This window comes from Synechococcus sp. W55.1 (genome assembly GCF_047461655.1).
In the GTDB taxonomy this organism is placed as follows: Bacteria; Cyanobacteriota; Cyanobacteriia; order Thermostichales; family Thermostichaceae; genus Thermostichus.
In genome coordinates this window covers 24,703-37,962 of record NZ_JANSHN010000029.1, presented here as the reverse complement: position 1 = coordinate 37,962, position 13,260 = coordinate 24,703, and the positions used below count along the sequence as shown (strand labels likewise).

Here is a 13,260-nt window from a genome sequence, read left to right as displayed (position 1 = left end):
GCGGACGAAGGGACTTGAACCCTTACGCCTTGCGGCACTAGATCCTAAGTCTAGCGCGTCTGCCGTTCCGCCACGTCCGCAAAACCTGCATGACCCAACTGGTTACCTGCGCCAGCATTCCAGTTGGAGCCCGCCCACCTATGCTAACCCAAGCCGGCTCTGGCTAACCCGGCAGCTGGGCAACAGCAACCTTCAGATCATCTGTGGCGTCCAGAACCACCCAACCTTGCCCCACCGCCCGCTTCCACAGCTCAAAGTGGAGGTGCGGCCCAGTTACCGCTCCGGTCGCCCCCACATAGCCGATGACGGATCCCCGCTCTACCACTTCCCCCGGTGTTACAGCAACTTCGGACATGTGGCCATAGCGAGTGCGCCGACCGCCGGCATGCTCCAGCACAACGGTGATCCCTAGACCCCCCAGGGATCCCGAAGTGACCACCTTGCCGCTTAAAGAGGCCAAGATCGGCGTGCCCATGCTGGCCCCCAAATCCACTCCAGCATGAAACTCCGGCTCTCCGCGGATGGGGTGAATTCGCATGCCAAATCCAGAAGTAATCGGCACCGGGTGAGGTAGGGGGTAGAGCAGTCGTTCTTCACCTACGGCCAGTTCAGGCAACGTCGGCGTTCCCGGTTCAGGAGCTTGGGGCTGGCTGGGATCCTCGATGCGAATCTCTTGGCCGGGGGCGAGAATGATGCGGCGACCGGAGCTGCGTTCCATCAGCACCACCGGCACCCCACCTTCAGGCTGAGCATGGGGAACCCGGTCATGGTTCTTCTGGGGCTCAATCACGATCTCGCGGCCTACTACCGTCTCTGGGCGGGTTTCTGCCTCAAGGGTCGCAGGGCTGCCCTCTCCCAGGGGAATGGCTCCATCCAGCAGCAGGGCTGCTGCCCCAGGCGTGTCTAGGGCCGGTTCCACCATGGGCGGCGGGGGCAAAGGGGTTGGTTGGGTTTGGGCCAGCAGAGCAGTGGGATAAAACCAGAGCAGAGCCAGCCCCAGCTTCAGCCAAAAGCGCAGCCGCCGAGCTCGGGGGGAGAAAAGGCGCGCTGCCATAACCAAAAGCTTCATCACCGAGTTCAACACAGGCCACATAAAAAACACAAGAGAAATTACAGGCTATCGCCCGCCGGCATGTGATAGCTCAAGCGAACTTGGTCGGGTGTAAGCGTCCGGATGGATTGCTGCTGTTGCAGATGTCGCTCCCCTTGTGTTTGTACTCGCACCCTTCCATCCTCGGCAAGGCCCAAGATCGTGAGGCTAGTCCCCCTTTCGAGCCATTGGACTTGCGGCTTGACCATCCAGGCTTCGTACTCTGAGCGAACGGGGGCAAATCCCCCTTGCAACCAGACGTGGAATCCCTGCTCCATCCCCTGCAGAACCCAGCCGGCAATCTCGGTGCGGTCGAGTGAGCGGTGCAGAGGGGATCCCAAAATTTGGGCTAAGGTGATTGCCCCAACGGGAACGGGGTTGTTGACATTCACCCCCACACCGGCCACCAACCCCAGCAGTTGCCCGCCCCCCCCAAAGCGGCTTTGTACCAGGATCCCCCCCAGCTTGAGCAGAGAATCCGGGCGCTGCTCGTCCACCACCACCAAATCGTTGGGCCATTTCAGCCGCAGCGGGATCCCAAGGTTTTGCCGTAAACGGCCCGCAATGCCCCAGCCCAAGGCCAGGGTCAGTTCCAGCAGCGAGTGATGCAAGGGCGGGGATCCCAGCCAAACGGACAGGTATAGTCCCCCCGGCTGCGAGTGCCACACCCGCCCATGTTGACCTTGCCCGGCCCGTTGGCGGGTGCTGACCAAAACTGTGCCCACCGGCAGCGGCTGTGGGAAGCGACGCCCCCAATCCAAGAGCAGCCGATTGGTGGAATCGGTCACCGCCACCTGCAGGAGATAGCGGCCCCACCGGCCCGTTCGGGATCCCAGCCGCGAGGGAGAAAGCATCTCTACCCGGGATTAGCTCAACACAATGTCTTCCGCCGGACGCTGGGCCAGCCGCTTGAGGTTTTGGTAGCGCAACATGTCCAGCAGATCATTGCCCGAGCGCCCCTCCAGACGGGCCTCCACATGCAGCGCCTGCCCTAGGGCCTCCACCGCCTGCAGCCGCGGGATCCCGCGCAACACCAGGCGATCCACCGCATAGGCGTCGGCAGCCAACAGACGACGGTCATTGGTTTGGTCGCGGCGCAACTGCCAGAGGGCCAAGCCACTCAAACCCCCCGAAACGGTTGCTCCCACGGGATCCTGTTGTACGGCCTCGAAGATCAAGCTCAACCCCCCCAGAGCTGCTATGGCCAGGTAAAAGTCGATCTGCCGCGACACCGCCCGACTGTAGTAGCCCACCTTGTGCAGGAACAGCCCCGCCCGCTGCAGGGGGGTAAATTGCCGCCACTCGTAGGGCTTGATGAACAGCCGCATCTGCCGTTCCCAGGGCATTTGCCGACGGCCTTTGATCACCACCGTTTGCCGTTCCGAGGCGGGCAAGATCTTCACACTCTCCCGCATACTGGCTGGCAGCAGATCCAACAGGCGCTCAATCTCCGCCTGATCCAGAACGTAGTTTTCGTAGCCGTAGTATTCCGAGTTCATGCCGGGCCTGCTCCTCAGCTTAGTCCCATCGCCTGACGCATCTCTCGCACCGCCCGATCCAGCCCCACCAGCACCGCTCGACTGATAATGCTGTGGCCGATGTTCAGCTCCTCTATGCCAGGGATCCGCGCCACTGGGCCGACATTCCAGTAGGTAAGACCATGTCCCGCATTCACCCGCAAGCCCAGCTGAAGAGCCTGTTGGCTGGCCTTTTCCAGGTGGTCAAGTTCCACCTGCCGCTGAGCTGCGGATGAGGCTTCTGCATAGCGCCCCGTGTGGAGCTCCACCCAGCGGGCTCCCACTTGGGCAGCAGCGGCAATTTGGGTCGGATCCGGGTCGATAAACAAGCTGACGGGAATGCCGGATCCCTGCAGTTGGCCGACCACATCCCTGAGGCGCGACACCTGCCCCGCCACATCCAACCCACCTTCGGTGGTGATTTCCTCCCGCCGCTCAGGAACCAAAGTGACGTAGTCAGGCTTAATCTCCAGGGCAATCGCCACCATCTCCTCGGTGGCTGCCATCTCTAAGTTGAGGTGGGTGCGCACAGTTTGCCGCAACAGCCGCACATCCCGATCTTGAATGTGACGGCGATCCTCGCGCAAGTGCACCGTAATGCCATCTGCCCCCGCCAGCTCGGCAATCACCGCTGCCGCTACCGGATCTGGCTCCACCGTGCGGCGTGCCTGTCGAAGGGTGGCAATGTGGTCGATGTTAACTCCAAGACTTAACAAGGCTTTACTGCTTTGGGTGTAGAGGAGAATACCCCTAGTATTACATTATTCAATTTACGCCGGTCAGATGAGCCAGGATGCCATGGGCCTCAGGCCGCGAGGGTGTAGGCTTTACTCTATGATCGAGTAGCGACGTCTCGCCTGTGCGGGATCCACTCCGGGCTTGCCATGACAGATCCAGATGCCTCTCTGGCGGTGGGACAACACTCCATTGTTGACCGGGCGCGGGTGCCGGCCTTAATTGCCCAGTACTTGCCGGTGGAGATCTGCATTTACTACCAAGTCGTCCCCTTGGCCCTGGATACCGACAGCCTCATCTTGGGCATGGTGGATCCCCAGGATTTGGCGGCGTTGGACTATGTGAGCAAAATGCTGGCCTATTCCCAGATTTCCGTCCAGCCAATCCCTCTCACCGCTCAGCAGCAGCAGGATTTAATTGCCTACTACTTCAGCCATCCCCCCGACCCGGCAGAGGTGGAGCGGCTGCGCCTCCAGGCCCAAGCCAACCGGGTGACTCGGGAGGTTCCTGCTCCTGCGGCGGGGCCCCCCACGCAGTTGACTCCAACCCAGCCTCCGTCCGCCCGACCAACCGCTCCGCCCGTACCCGCCGACGAATCGGAAGAGACGGTACAGCAGTTGCTCAACTCGATGCTGCGGCGGGCTTTGGATGAGAAAGCCGAGCAAATTTTCGTGGAACCTCAAGAGGGGCCTTCTTGTCGAGTGCGCTACCGCCAGCAGGGGATTTTGCGGGATCTGTTCAAAGATCTCTCCGAGTCCATACGAGCGAAGTTGATCACCGCCATGAAGCGGATGATGGCGCTGGATCCGGAGTTGATCGGGGAGCCGCAGCAGGCAGAGGTGGAGCGGATGTACCGGGGGGAGCCACTGGTGTTGCAGTTGCGCATCATACCGCAGCGCTCCAAAAGTGGCCAGACTGCCGCCTCTAGAGAAGGGGCCATCTTGAGCATCCTGCGAGGGGAAGCTCTCCAGAAATATCAACAAGGCCAGAATAACCTCCGCGTCTCTGAGACCCTAGCTTTGGCCCAACAGACCTATCAACTGCTGCAACAATTGCAAAGTGCTCTCAGCAACACAGTTGACAAGCTTAAGCAGTACCCCAGTCCGCCGCGGAGCGACTGGCCCCTGATGACGGAGGTGTTGGCAGCTATTCAAGCCCAAGCCCAGATGATCGCCATCCACCAGCGGGACTGGGAAAAACTCAATTCCGGCAGTTGATCCCCTAAAACCAGCCCCGAGCAAAATCCCTTCAACGGGATCCCTCCCGCAGCAGCACCAAAATCACTCCGGCAATGATGCTGATGGTGGCACCGGCAATCAGGCTGGTGGCCAGACGTTCTAACCGTTCCCCAATGGTTTGTGAGGTGTCGAACTTAAAAGCGAGCTTTTCGACATCACTGGAGAGCTTTTCAACCCGCTCTGAGAGCTTTTCGACATCACTGGCAAGCTTTTCGACATCGCCCGAGAGCTTTTCGCTATCCTCTGAGAGCCGATCGAGCCGCCTCAAAACTTCCTCTTGTTGTTGGGTGAGGCGAGCTATCGCTTGGCTGTTGGCCTCGACCAGGCGCTCGACCCGCTCTAGGCGCTCTTCCGTTGAAATCGTCATGGAGGCTGACAGTCGCGAGTACGGTACACCAGGATACCCATCCTATGCTATTGCCGACTGTTCGTCTCTCCGGCAGGGGTTGAACGGGAGGGCATCCCATTCTGCTGGCCTGGATGGGGTGCGATAATCTTGAGATCGTGAAGTCTTGTCCGTTAGCTTCCATGCCGTCAAAAGATCCAACTTCTCTGCCCAAGCCCCAGTCGCCATCGGGGGCAACCCCTGCCAGCTCGGGATCCCGCAGCTGGTGGCAGGCGCAACGGGAAAACCTTCTGACGGTGGTGCTGGCACTGTTGCTGGCCTTCGGCATTCGCACCTTTGTGGCGGAGGCGCGTTGGATCCCATCTGATTCGATGCTGCCCACTCTGGAAGAAGGGGATCGGCTGGTGGTGGAAAAGGTCAGCTACCGCTTTGGTTCGCCCAGACGAGGTGACATCATTGTTTTCAACCCCCCCGCCAAGCTGAACTTTGACGGGGCCTACATCAAGCGGGTGATCGGCCTGCCGGGGGATCGCATTCGCATCGCCAACGGTGAGGTCATCATCAACGGGATCCCGCTGCGGGAAGACTACATCTATGCCCCTCCCGACTATTCTTGCCCTGGCGAGCGCTGTCCTGGAGTTCCCAATCAGGGATCCGAATTCGTGGTTCCTCCCCGCTCCTATTTTGTGATGGGGGATAACCGCAACGATAGCCAAGACTCCCATGTGTGGGGTTTCTTGCCGGAAGAAAACATCATCGGCAACACCATTTTTCGCTTTTGGCCCCCAAATCGCCTACACTTTTTCGCCCCGCCAGAATATCCTGAGCTTCTTCCAGAGGCCCAAGTGTTGGGCAACACAGCCCGGTAGAAAGCCAGCTTGACCCTGTCGGGACTGCTCAGTGCAGCCGCTCCAGCACATAGTCCACCATCTGAAACAAAGCACGACGCGCCGCAGAGTCCGGCAGGCTATACAGCGCTTCGGCAGCCCGCTGGGCATAGTCGCGGGCCAACTGACGAGAGCGTGGGATCCCTTCGCTTTGATACACCCACTCTAGGGCCTGCTTCAGATCTTGCGGGTTGGACAGTTCCCTGAGAATGAGCTCTCGCATCTGGGGAAATTCCTCTAGGGCAAACAGAACAGGTGCAGTGAGGTTGCCCTGGATGAGGTCGGATCCCACAGGCTTACCGAGCATCTCCGCCGAGGCAGTGAAATCCAGCAGATCATCGACGATCTGAAAAGCAATGCCCAAATCCCGCCCAAAATCGAACAGGCGATCCGCCACTTCCTCGCTAACCCCGCTCAGCAGGCCAGCAGCCTTGGAACTGCCGGATATGAGGGAGGCTGTTTTGTAGAAGCTCTTGGCCAGGTAGTCTTCCATCGACACATCGGGGTCGAAGCGGGTGAGGCTCTGGCGCACCTCCCCTTCTGGCAAGTCCATGATGACCTTGGAAAGGAGCTTCACTACCTCCAGGTTGTCCAGATTGGCCAAATACCAGGCAGCTTGACCGAAAAGGTAATCCCCCGCCAGCACGGCTATCCGATTGTCGAAGAGGGTGTTCACCGTATCGATGCCCCGTCGCACATCGGCAGCATCAATCACATCGTCGTGAACCAGGCTGGCCGTGTGGATCATCTCGGTGATCTCTGCCAAGCGCCAATGACGGGGAGTGATCTCTCCATCTGGGGTGGTGGCACGGGCAATGAGGAGCACGATGGCTGGCCGGATCCCTTTCCCCCCCGCCGAAAACAGATGTTCGGCAGCCATGGCCAGAATGGGGTGCTTGGCACTCACCAACCGCGTCAGGTTCTGGCGTAAACGCTCCAGATCCGCTTCTACAGGGCCAAAGGGGGAGAGCACAGAGGTCATGGAGCCAAAGTATGAGAGGTTTTACAAAATTTCACATCTTTTCCTATTGTAGAGTACCCCATCGTTCCCGGGGAAAACCAGGCAGTATCATGCAAGCAGTCTTTTGCCCTTTTTATGTCGGATCCCGTCCCCCCACTTCGATCTCATTCCGTTCCACCGCTCCCTTCAGAACCCGATTGGGAGGAGGAGTGGGAGCTGGCGCTGGAAAAGCCGCCGCTGCCTGGGCGGGCCCAGCCTCACCATCATGATCCCCAGTCTCGGCGCAAGTTGACCAACCGCTTGGCTCGCATCGAAGGGCATGTGCGTGGGATCCGCTCCATGATCGAGCAGGATCAGCCCTGTCCAGATGTGCTGCTGCAAATTGCCGCCGTCAAGGGAGCGCTGGATCGGGTGGCGCGGCTGATTTTGGACGATCACATTCGCCACTGCATCCGCCATGCCATCGAGACCGGCAATATCGAAGTGGAGCTGGAGGAGTTGCAGCGGGCTCTGGATCGCTTTATCAGCTAAGTCTCGATGGCCAGATTTAACTTGATGAAAGTCTCCCCTTGCTTGGCTCAGGGGAACGCCAAACTGGGCTGTCAATATCTGCAGCGGGGGCTGGCCGTTGTGATGCTATCTAGTACCCCAGGTCATTCAGAAGGTTGGGGGGAGGGCTGGGTATAGCGCTCCAGCAGAGATGCGCTTTTGAGTTGCCACTGCAGTCCCATGAAGGCCCAGTCGATAAACTCGTTGATCTCCTCAGCGCTGAACTGCATGGCTTTGCCGATCTCGAAAATTAGCTCCTCTTCTTTTTCCACCAGCTGGCTATTCACCACCGCCATTGCTGCCAAATCCCGCAGGATCAAGGCCCCTGCCGCATTGCGCATGGGCGGGATCCCGCTGATATCCAAAGGTGCGCCTGCTTCATCGGCCAGATAGGTTTGGGCCAGTGGCGCTTCGATGCCTACCCCTTCTGCGATTTGCATGAAGAAAGAGGTTTCTTCTTCGTCCAACTGGCCATCTACTCGGGCCACCGCAATCAGGGCCTTGAGGTAGAGCTGGCGCTGCTCGTCTGTCAAATCGGCGTAGTTGATCATGGGAGTTGCTGCTGAATGTAGGGTTTTCTCTTCAACTCTGCCATGAAGGTTGCCTTCCAAACCGGGGTCGGACATTTTCCAGTCAAGTTCCAGTCAAGCAGAAAATCGCTTAAAATAAAAAGCCTGTGTCTACCGGCCAAACGCCAAAGGCTCGGAGCGAGGCTCTGGAGCTTCAGCAGGCTTGGCGGGTCTAGGCGAACTCTTTTTTGGATTTTTTGGATCTTTACAGCTTGCGGAGCGTCCCCCAAGGAGTGGATACCCCATGGTCAAATTGCGGCTCAAGCGCTACGGAAAAAAGCGGCAACCCAGCTATCGCATCATCGCCATTGAAAGTAAAAGCCGCCGTGAAGCCCGTCCGCTAGAGGAACTGGGTTACTATAACCCGCGCACCAAGGAGACGGTTTTGCAAACGGCAGGCTTGCTGAAGTGGTTGCGTTGTGGCGCTCAGCCCACAGAGACCGTGGACAGTCTCCTCAAAAAGGCCGGCATCTACGAGATGTTGAAAGCAGGGGAAGGCGGAGTGGTTGCCTCGATTCGCATCCCGGCCATGGCCAAGCCTGAAGCTGGGATCCCTGAGGCGGCAGAAGAGACTGCTGCAACAGAGTCCGTGGCCGAAGCTGAAGTCGCCGATGTTCCCGAATCGGAATTGAGCGAAGCTGCCACCGAGACAGCAGCAGAATTAAGCCCTCCGGAAGCTGAAGTTGAAAAGCCTCAGGTTGAGGAAGCGGTTGAGACCTAGGGTCGGCTGCGCTTTCGGCTAAGCTTGGCTTGGCCAGTTGTTCCCTCCTGTCGTCTAGCTCTCTATGCCAGACTACAAGGCTCTCGCCCATCTTTTGATCGAACCGTTGCTCAGCAGCGCCTCTCTTCAAACGGATGTGGAAACCACCTGTGGCGGGCGAAAGGTTTGGCTGCGACTGGCCTTTGACCCGAAGGATCGCGGGCGGGTGTTCGGGCGAGGCGGGCGTACCTTGCAGGCGATTCGACAGGTGATGATGGCTGCAGCTCAGTTGGCGGGCCAATCTCTGTACATCGACATCTACGGAGAAGCGGGAGAGCGGGAATGAGCCAAATTCTCACCTTTCTGGGCAAGGGGGGCACAGGTCGGAGCACCTTGGCCGTGGCGGCGGCTCGCGCGGCAGCCCAACAGGGGCGGCGGGTGCTGTTGGTGGGCCATCAGGCGGGGCCGGGGTTGGAAATGCTCTTGGGCGGGATCCCGCTTTCCGGCGAGCCGGTGACCATTGCTGCCAACTTGAGCGTGGTGCAGTTGCGGACAACCCAACTTTTGGAGCAAAACTGGACGGCAGCCAAAGAGCTGGAAGCCCGATACGTGCGCACTCCCTTTTTCCGGGAGATCTACGGCCAGGAATTGGGGGTGTTGCCGGGTATGGATCAGGCCCTGGCCCTGGAAGCTCTGCGCCGTTACGATGCCAGCGGCCAATACGACTGCATTCTCTACGACGGGCCGGGGGATCTGACCACCTTGCGAGCTTTTGGGATCCCGGAGGTGGCCAGTTGGTACTGGCGGCGGGCTTCCAAGGCTTTTTTGGGATCCGACTTGGCCAAAACCCTGCGACCCTTTGCCGAGCCGTTGCTGCGTTCGGTGAGCACTGTGGAGTTTTCCTCTCTGGAGGATCTGCCGGAGCGGTTGGGGGGCATGACTAACCTCTTGGAGCAGGGACGACAGGCCATTGCCGATCCGCGCCGTGTGCTGGCCCACCTGGTGACCACCCCAGACCCGATGGCCGTGCAAACCGCCCGTTACCTTTGGGGGAGCGCTCAGATGGTAGGGCTGACGGTGGGTGGCCTCTGGGTCACCCCTCTGGCTCCGGGGGAGGTCTCGGCTGCCGATTTTTTCCCGCTGACAGTACGGACACTCCCCCTGCGTCAGGGATCCGATTGGTCGGCTTTGGAAGCGGCAGTAGGAGGGATGTTCGCCGTGCCGGATGTGCCGCCGCCCGTGGCCATCGACGAGGGATCCCGTACAGTCAAGCTGTTTATTCCCGGCTTCAGCAAGGCGCAAATCGAGCTGAGCCAGTCGGGCCCGGAGCTGACCATCACCGCCGGGGATCAGCGGCGCAACTTGTTCTTGCCCCCCAGCTTGGCGGGTCGGCAGGTGACCGGGGCCAAGTTTCAAGAACCCTTCCTGGTCATCAGCTTCGGCTAAGACCATCCCCAGGTGTTCCCCTCTGTTCGCGTCAACGGGATGGAGTCCTCGGGAGAGAGCGATGTTGGCCAAACGGATCATTCCCTGTCTGGATGTGGCGGCGGGGCGCGTGGTGAAAGGGATCCAGTTTGTGCACTTGCGGGATGCCGGGGATCCGGTGGAGCTGGCCCAGGCTTATGATCAGGCGGGGGCCGATGAGCTGGTCTTTTTGGACATCACCGCCACCCACGAAGAGCGGGAGATTTTGTTGGAAGTGGTGCGGCGCACCGCAGAGCAGGTGTTCATTCCCCTCACGGTGGGAGGAGGGATCCGCGATCTGGAGGGGATCCGGCAACTGCTGCGGGCCGGGGCAGACAAGGTCAGCCTCAATTCGGCGGCGGTCAGGGATCCGGATTTGGTGACTCAAGCCAGCCGCTGGTTTGGATCCCAGTGCATTGTGGTGGCCATCGACGCTCGCGCCAAACCGCAGGGAGGGGGATGGGAAGTGTACGTGCGCGGGGGGAGGCAGCCGACGGGGCTAGACGCGGTGGAGTGGGCCAAAACCGTGGCCGAACGGGGGGCAGGGGAGATCTTGCTCACCAGCATGGACGCCGATGGCACTCAAGCAGGCTATGACCTCGAGCTAACCCGGCGGGTGGCCGAGGCGGTGTCGGTGCCGGTGATCGCCTCTGGGGGTGCAGGAGCGTGTGCCCACATCCGCCAGGCTCTGCAGGAAGCGGGAGCAGAAGCAGCGCTGTTGGCTTCTCTGTTGCACTACGGCCAGTTAACGATTGCCCAAATCAAAGCCGACTTGGCCGCCCACGGCATTCCGGTGCGTTGCTAACTCTGCGAGGGATCCTATGCAAGCTCAGGATCTGGCCGCTCTCTTGCCCAAGGTAAGTCGGCTGGCGGAGGCGGCAGGACAGGCTATTTTGCCCATCTACAGACAGGAGCAGCTTCAGGTAAGGGCCAAGGCGGATGCCTCTCCCCTTACAGAGGCGGATCTGGCCTCCCACCACCTGATCCTGCAAGGCTTGCAAGACCTGACCCCAGGGATCCCGGTGCTCTCGGAAGAATCGGGCGGGATCCCTTACCCAGAGCGGCAACAGTGGGAGCGGTTTTGGCTGGTGGATCCCTTGGATGGCACCCGAGAGTTTATCGGGCGCAACGGCCAGTTTACGGTGAATATTGCTCTCATCGAGGAAGGGATCCCCATCCTGGGGGTCGTCCATGCCCCAGCTCTGGGCCTCACCTACGCGGCTGCGCAAAAGCTGGGGGCCTGCAAGAGGGAAAGGACTCCGTCCTGCGTTCACGAACAGCCCATCCGCACCTGCCCTTACGCCCAAGAACCCCTACAAGTGGTGGCCAGCCGTTCCCACAGCAACCCGGAGACGGAGCAGTTCCTCGAGCGGCTGCGGCAGCGCTGTGGCTCTCTGGAAGTGAAGTCTGTGGGCAGTGCCCTAAAGCTTTGCCTTGTGGCCGAAGGATCTGCCCATCTCTACCCTCGCTTCGGCCCCACCATGGAGTGGGATACTGCCGCTGCCCAGTGCATTGTGGAGCAGGCGGGGGGAAGGGTTACCGATCTGGCAGGGGATCCCTTGCGCTACAACAAGCCCGACCTGCACAATCCATCCTTTGTGGCGGCTGCCGAAGGCATGGCCCAACTGTGGCAGAACCTGATCCCCTGAGCGAAGCCCCGGCTACATGCCCATCTCTGTGGGGTTAAAGCCATCCGGGAACTTGGTGTACTCGTCGTAAAGGGCACCGCGGAAATGGGTGTTGGTGATGATGGCTCCGCGCAGATCGGCCCCAATCCGCAGATCGGCTCGGTTCAGCTCGGCTTCGCTGAGGTCGGCCCTGAGCAATTTGGCCCGGTAGAGGTTGGCCCCCCGCAAATCTGCCTTCACCAACTTAGCCCCAATCAGGTTCACCCGTCGCAGCTTGGCTCCGCGCAGGTCGGCTCCCGAGAGATCTGCTCCCGACAAATCCGCCTCGCGCAAATCTGCCCCACTCAAGTCGGCATCCCGTAGGATAATGCCCTTCAAATTCGCGCCACTCAACTGCGCTCCACTCAGGTTGGAGCCCGAAAAATCCCGTTGGCCAGACGCATAAGCCTGCAACAGTTGCTTGGCATCCAAGAGAGGCTTGATACTTGCTGTTGTCATCGCTGTTTGTTCTCTCACAAAACCGTAGGCAAACTAACCTCAGCCCTGCCGGAAGCAGGCTGTGACCCTTTCGCAGGTTGATTACCCTCTGGGGATCCCTGCCACTTGAGGTAGAACGCTTTGCCGACAAAGCCAGCCCTGCTGGCCGGCAGAAGGGCTGCCAGAGTCCTTGTTGGTTAGCTTACCACCCCCCGGCCCAAACTCAGCCCGGCAAGCCTTGAGAGTCGGAGGAGAGCGACATTCCGCCTGTTAGAGCTGGTCAATCTCCTTGCGCAAATTTTCCAACTCCAGATCGACTTCGCTCTCACCTGCGGTGGAAGGTTGGCCTGAGGACTTTGACCCTCCAGAGGGCAACTGACCCTGGATCGACGCCTTGAGCATCAGCAGCTCGTGATCTACATCCGAGCCACCCGCCTCCAAAGCGGCAAACTGGTTTTCCAAATTGTCTACCGCCAGCTCGGCTACTGCCGCCGACTGGGCCTCCAGGGAGTTCACCTTCTCCTCCATGCGCTCAAAAGCGGCAAAGGCGCTTGTGGCGTCCACCCGCCCGATGACCTGGTTGATTTGTTGAGAAGCTTTGGCCGCGCGGGCCCGGGCGATGAGCATGTCTTTTTTGGTCTTGGCCTCAGCGATCTTGCTCTCCAGCTTGGTCATGTTGGACTTCAGGATCTCCACCTGCTTAGTCTGCTCATCCAACTGCCGCTTCAGGCTTTGGGCAGTCTCGGCAAAGGTTTTCTTGCGCACCAGCGCTTCCCGAGCCAAAGCTTCGTTGTTGTTGCGCAGGGCCAACTCGGCGCGTCTTTGCCACTCATCAACACTCTGCTGTGCTTGCTCATACTGCCGCTCTATCCGCTTCTGGGCAGCAATGGCCTGGGCAACCGCTTGCCGCATCTGGTAGTGATCCTCAGACATGTCCTGAATGGTCTGGTTCAGGATTTTCTCCGGATCCTCGGCGCTGCTGACCAGCGCATTGATATTGGATCTAATGATTCGGCTGACCCGATCGAACAATCCCATCGGTTGCTTCCCCCTCTAGCGGTCTGACCTAATGCTACCCTTGCTGCTTTGATGCCTTCCA

Annotated in this window: 17 protein-coding genes and 1 tRNA gene; 8 read left to right on the top strand and 10 right to left on the bottom strand. The window is 59.8% G+C overall.

All coding sequences use genetic code 11. The features are described 5' to 3' along the window. From NW816_RS12775 to NW816_RS12755, 5 genes are all read right to left on the bottom strand, one after another. Window positions 1-80, bottom strand: a tRNA-Leu gene (locus tag NW816_RS12775). Between the two features lie 83 nt (window positions 81-163). Beyond that, entirely contained in the window at window positions 164-1,054 is an 891-nt protein-coding gene (locus tag NW816_RS12770) for a M23 family metallopeptidase (protein ID WP_414409401.1), read from the bottom strand. A gap of 56 nt (window positions 1,055-1,110) precedes the next feature. Continuing rightward, window positions 1,111-1,944, bottom strand: coding sequence for a biotin--[acetyl-CoA-carboxylase] ligase (locus tag NW816_RS12765; protein WP_414409400.1), 834 nt, complete (start codon window positions 1,942-1,944; stop codon window positions 1,111-1,113). Window positions 1,945-1,956: 12 nt separating this feature from the next. After that, complete coding sequence (locus tag NW816_RS12760) at window positions 1,957-2,589, bottom strand: DUF3318 domain-containing protein (protein WP_011432111.1); 633 nt, start codon at window positions 2,587-2,589, stop codon at window positions 1,957-1,959. 14 nt (window positions 2,590-2,603) lie between these two features. After that, window positions 2,604-3,323, bottom strand: a complete 720-nt coding sequence (locus tag NW816_RS12755) for a pyridoxine 5'-phosphate synthase (protein WP_414409399.1) — start codon at window positions 3,321-3,323, stop codon at window positions 2,604-2,606. Window positions 3,324-3,491: 168 nt separating this feature from the next. Here NW816_RS12755 and NW816_RS12750 point away from each other — a divergent pair, with 168 nt between their 5' ends. Next, on the top strand, window positions 3,492-4,559 hold the full coding sequence (locus NW816_RS12750) for a hypothetical protein (RefSeq protein ID WP_414409398.1): 1,068 nt from the start codon (window positions 3,492-3,494) through the stop codon (window positions 4,557-4,559). A gap of 31 nt (window positions 4,560-4,590) precedes the next feature. Here the strand turns inward: NW816_RS12750 and NW816_RS12745 are convergent, their stop codons facing one another. Then, the gene (locus NW816_RS12745; RefSeq protein WP_414409397.1) at window positions 4,591-4,947 is read right to left on the bottom strand and encodes a YbgF trimerization domain-containing protein; all 357 of its coding nucleotides are present in this window, start codon (window positions 4,945-4,947) and stop codon (window positions 4,591-4,593) included. Between the two features lie 161 nt (window positions 4,948-5,108). Here NW816_RS12745 and lepB point away from each other — a divergent pair, with 161 nt between their 5' ends. Further along, window positions 5,109-5,795 (top strand): signal peptidase I, encoded by a 687-nt coding sequence (gene lepB / locus NW816_RS12740; RefSeq protein ID WP_414409396.1) that lies wholly within the window; start codon window positions 5,109-5,111, stop codon window positions 5,793-5,795. A gap of 28 nt (window positions 5,796-5,823) precedes the next feature. On the opposite strand, the gene sds is transcribed toward lepB, so the two are convergent. Next, the gene (gene sds / locus NW816_RS12735; RefSeq protein ID WP_414409395.1) at window positions 5,824-6,795 is read right to left on the bottom strand and encodes a solanesyl diphosphate synthase; all 972 of its coding nucleotides are present in this window, start codon (window positions 6,793-6,795) and stop codon (window positions 5,824-5,826) included. 114 nt (window positions 6,796-6,909) lie between these two features. On the opposite strand from sds, the gene NW816_RS12730 reads away from it, so the two are divergent. Beyond that, complete coding sequence (locus tag NW816_RS12730; RefSeq protein ID WP_414383716.1) at window positions 6,910-7,305, top strand: metal-sensing transcriptional repressor; 396 nt, start codon at window positions 6,910-6,912, stop codon at window positions 7,303-7,305. A 122-nt stretch (window positions 7,306-7,427) separates the two neighbouring features. Here the strand turns inward: NW816_RS12730 and NW816_RS12725 are convergent, their stop codons facing one another. After that, entirely contained in the window at window positions 7,428-7,874 is a 447-nt protein-coding gene (locus NW816_RS12725; RefSeq protein ID WP_414350341.1) for a TerB family tellurite resistance protein, read from the bottom strand. A 262-nt stretch (window positions 7,875-8,136) separates the two neighbouring features. Here NW816_RS12725 and rpsP point away from each other — a divergent pair, with 262 nt between their 5' ends. The 5 genes from rpsP (at window position 8,137) to cysQ (ending at window position 11,705) form a co-directional block, all read left to right on the top strand. Beyond that, window positions 8,137-8,613: a 30S ribosomal protein S16 gene (rpsP, locus tag NW816_RS12720; RefSeq protein ID WP_414409394.1), complete on the top strand. Its 477-nt coding sequence runs from the start codon at window positions 8,137-8,139 to the stop codon at window positions 8,611-8,613. Window positions 8,614-8,677: 64 nt separating this feature from the next. After that, a complete protein-coding gene (locus tag NW816_RS12715) occupies window positions 8,678-8,938 on the top strand; it encodes a KH domain-containing protein (RefSeq protein ID WP_414375315.1) in 261 nt (86 codons plus the stop codon). Continuing rightward, the gene (locus NW816_RS12710) at window positions 8,935-10,038 is read left to right on the top strand and encodes an ArsA family ATPase (RefSeq protein ID WP_414350343.1); all 1,104 of its coding nucleotides are present in this window, start codon (window positions 8,935-8,937) and stop codon (window positions 10,036-10,038) included. Before NW816_RS12715 ends, NW816_RS12710 begins: the two co-directional genes overlap by 4 nt. Window positions 10,039-10,099: 61 nt before the next feature. After that, a complete protein-coding gene (gene hisF, locus NW816_RS12705; protein ID WP_414409393.1) occupies window positions 10,100-10,861 on the top strand; it encodes an imidazole glycerol phosphate synthase subunit HisF in 762 nt (253 codons plus the stop codon). 16 nt (window positions 10,862-10,877) lie between these two features. Further along, window positions 10,878-11,705: a 3'(2'),5'-bisphosphate nucleotidase CysQ gene (cysQ, locus tag NW816_RS12700; RefSeq protein WP_414358359.1), complete on the top strand. Its 828-nt coding sequence runs from the start codon at window positions 10,878-10,880 to the stop codon at window positions 11,703-11,705. A 12-nt stretch (window positions 11,706-11,717) separates the two neighbouring features. Here cysQ and NW816_RS12695 read toward each other — a convergent pair whose 3' ends face one another. Both NW816_RS12695 and NW816_RS12690 read right to left on the bottom strand, forming a co-directional pair. Further along, window positions 11,718-12,182: a pentapeptide repeat-containing protein gene (locus NW816_RS12695; protein WP_011432098.1), complete on the bottom strand. Its 465-nt coding sequence runs from the start codon at window positions 12,180-12,182 to the stop codon at window positions 11,718-11,720. Window positions 12,183-12,431: 249 nt separating this feature from the next. Beyond that, window positions 12,432-13,199, bottom strand: a complete 768-nt coding sequence (locus NW816_RS12690; protein WP_414409392.1) for a PspA/IM30 family protein — start codon at window positions 13,197-13,199, stop codon at window positions 12,432-12,434. Between the last annotated feature and the right edge of the window lie 61 nt (window positions 13,200-13,260).

What these genes read in the sequence shown, in the direction of transcription:
- rpsP (WP_414409394.1), top strand. Translation starts at nt 8,137, where the DNA reads ATGGTCAAATTGCGGCTCAAGCGCTACGGAAAAAAGCGGCAACCCAGC.
- NW816_RS12690 (WP_414409392.1), bottom strand. Translation starts at nt 13,199, where the DNA reads ATGGGATTGTTCGATCGGGTCAGCCGAATCATTAGATCCAATATCAAT.
- NW816_RS12765 (WP_414409400.1), bottom strand. Translation starts at nt 1,944, where the DNA reads ATGCTTTCTCCCTCGCGGCTGGGATCCCGAACGGGCCGGTGGGGCCGC.
- NW816_RS12725 (WP_414350341.1), bottom strand. Translation starts at nt 7,874, where the DNA reads ATGATCAACTACGCCGATTTGACAGACGAGCAGCGCCAGCTCTACCTC.
- NW816_RS12770 (WP_414409401.1), bottom strand. Translation starts at nt 1,054, where the DNA reads ATGGCAGCGCGCCTTTTCTCCCCCCGAGCTCGGCGGCTGCGCTTTTGG.
- NW816_RS12750 (WP_414409398.1), top strand. Translation starts at nt 3,492, where the DNA reads ATGACAGATCCAGATGCCTCTCTGGCGGTGGGACAACACTCCATTGTT.
- NW816_RS12730 (WP_414383716.1), top strand. Translation starts at nt 6,910, where the DNA reads ATGTCGGATCCCGTCCCCCCACTTCGATCTCATTCCGTTCCACCGCTC.
- NW816_RS12715 (WP_414375315.1), top strand. Translation starts at nt 8,678, where the DNA reads ATGCCAGACTACAAGGCTCTCGCCCATCTTTTGATCGAACCGTTGCTC.
- lepB (WP_414409396.1), top strand. Translation starts at nt 5,109, where the DNA reads ATGCCGTCAAAAGATCCAACTTCTCTGCCCAAGCCCCAGTCGCCATCG.
- sds (WP_414409395.1), bottom strand. Translation starts at nt 6,795, where the DNA reads ATGACCTCTGTGCTCTCCCCCTTTGGCCCTGTAGAAGCGGATCTGGAG.
- cysQ (WP_414358359.1), top strand. Translation starts at nt 10,878, where the DNA reads ATGCAAGCTCAGGATCTGGCCGCTCTCTTGCCCAAGGTAAGTCGGCTG.
- hisF (WP_414409393.1), top strand. Translation starts at nt 10,100, where the DNA reads ATGTTGGCCAAACGGATCATTCCCTGTCTGGATGTGGCGGCGGGGCGC.
- NW816_RS12695 (WP_011432098.1), bottom strand. Translation starts at nt 12,182, where the DNA reads ATGACAACAGCAAGTATCAAGCCTCTCTTGGATGCCAAGCAACTGTTG.
- NW816_RS12710 (WP_414350343.1), top strand. Translation starts at nt 8,935, where the DNA reads ATGAGCCAAATTCTCACCTTTCTGGGCAAGGGGGGCACAGGTCGGAGC.
- NW816_RS12760 (WP_011432111.1), bottom strand. Translation starts at nt 2,589, where the DNA reads ATGAACTCGGAATACTACGGCTACGAAAACTACGTTCTGGATCAGGCG.
- NW816_RS12745 (WP_414409397.1), bottom strand. Translation starts at nt 4,947, where the DNA reads ATGACGATTTCAACGGAAGAGCGCCTAGAGCGGGTCGAGCGCCTGGTC.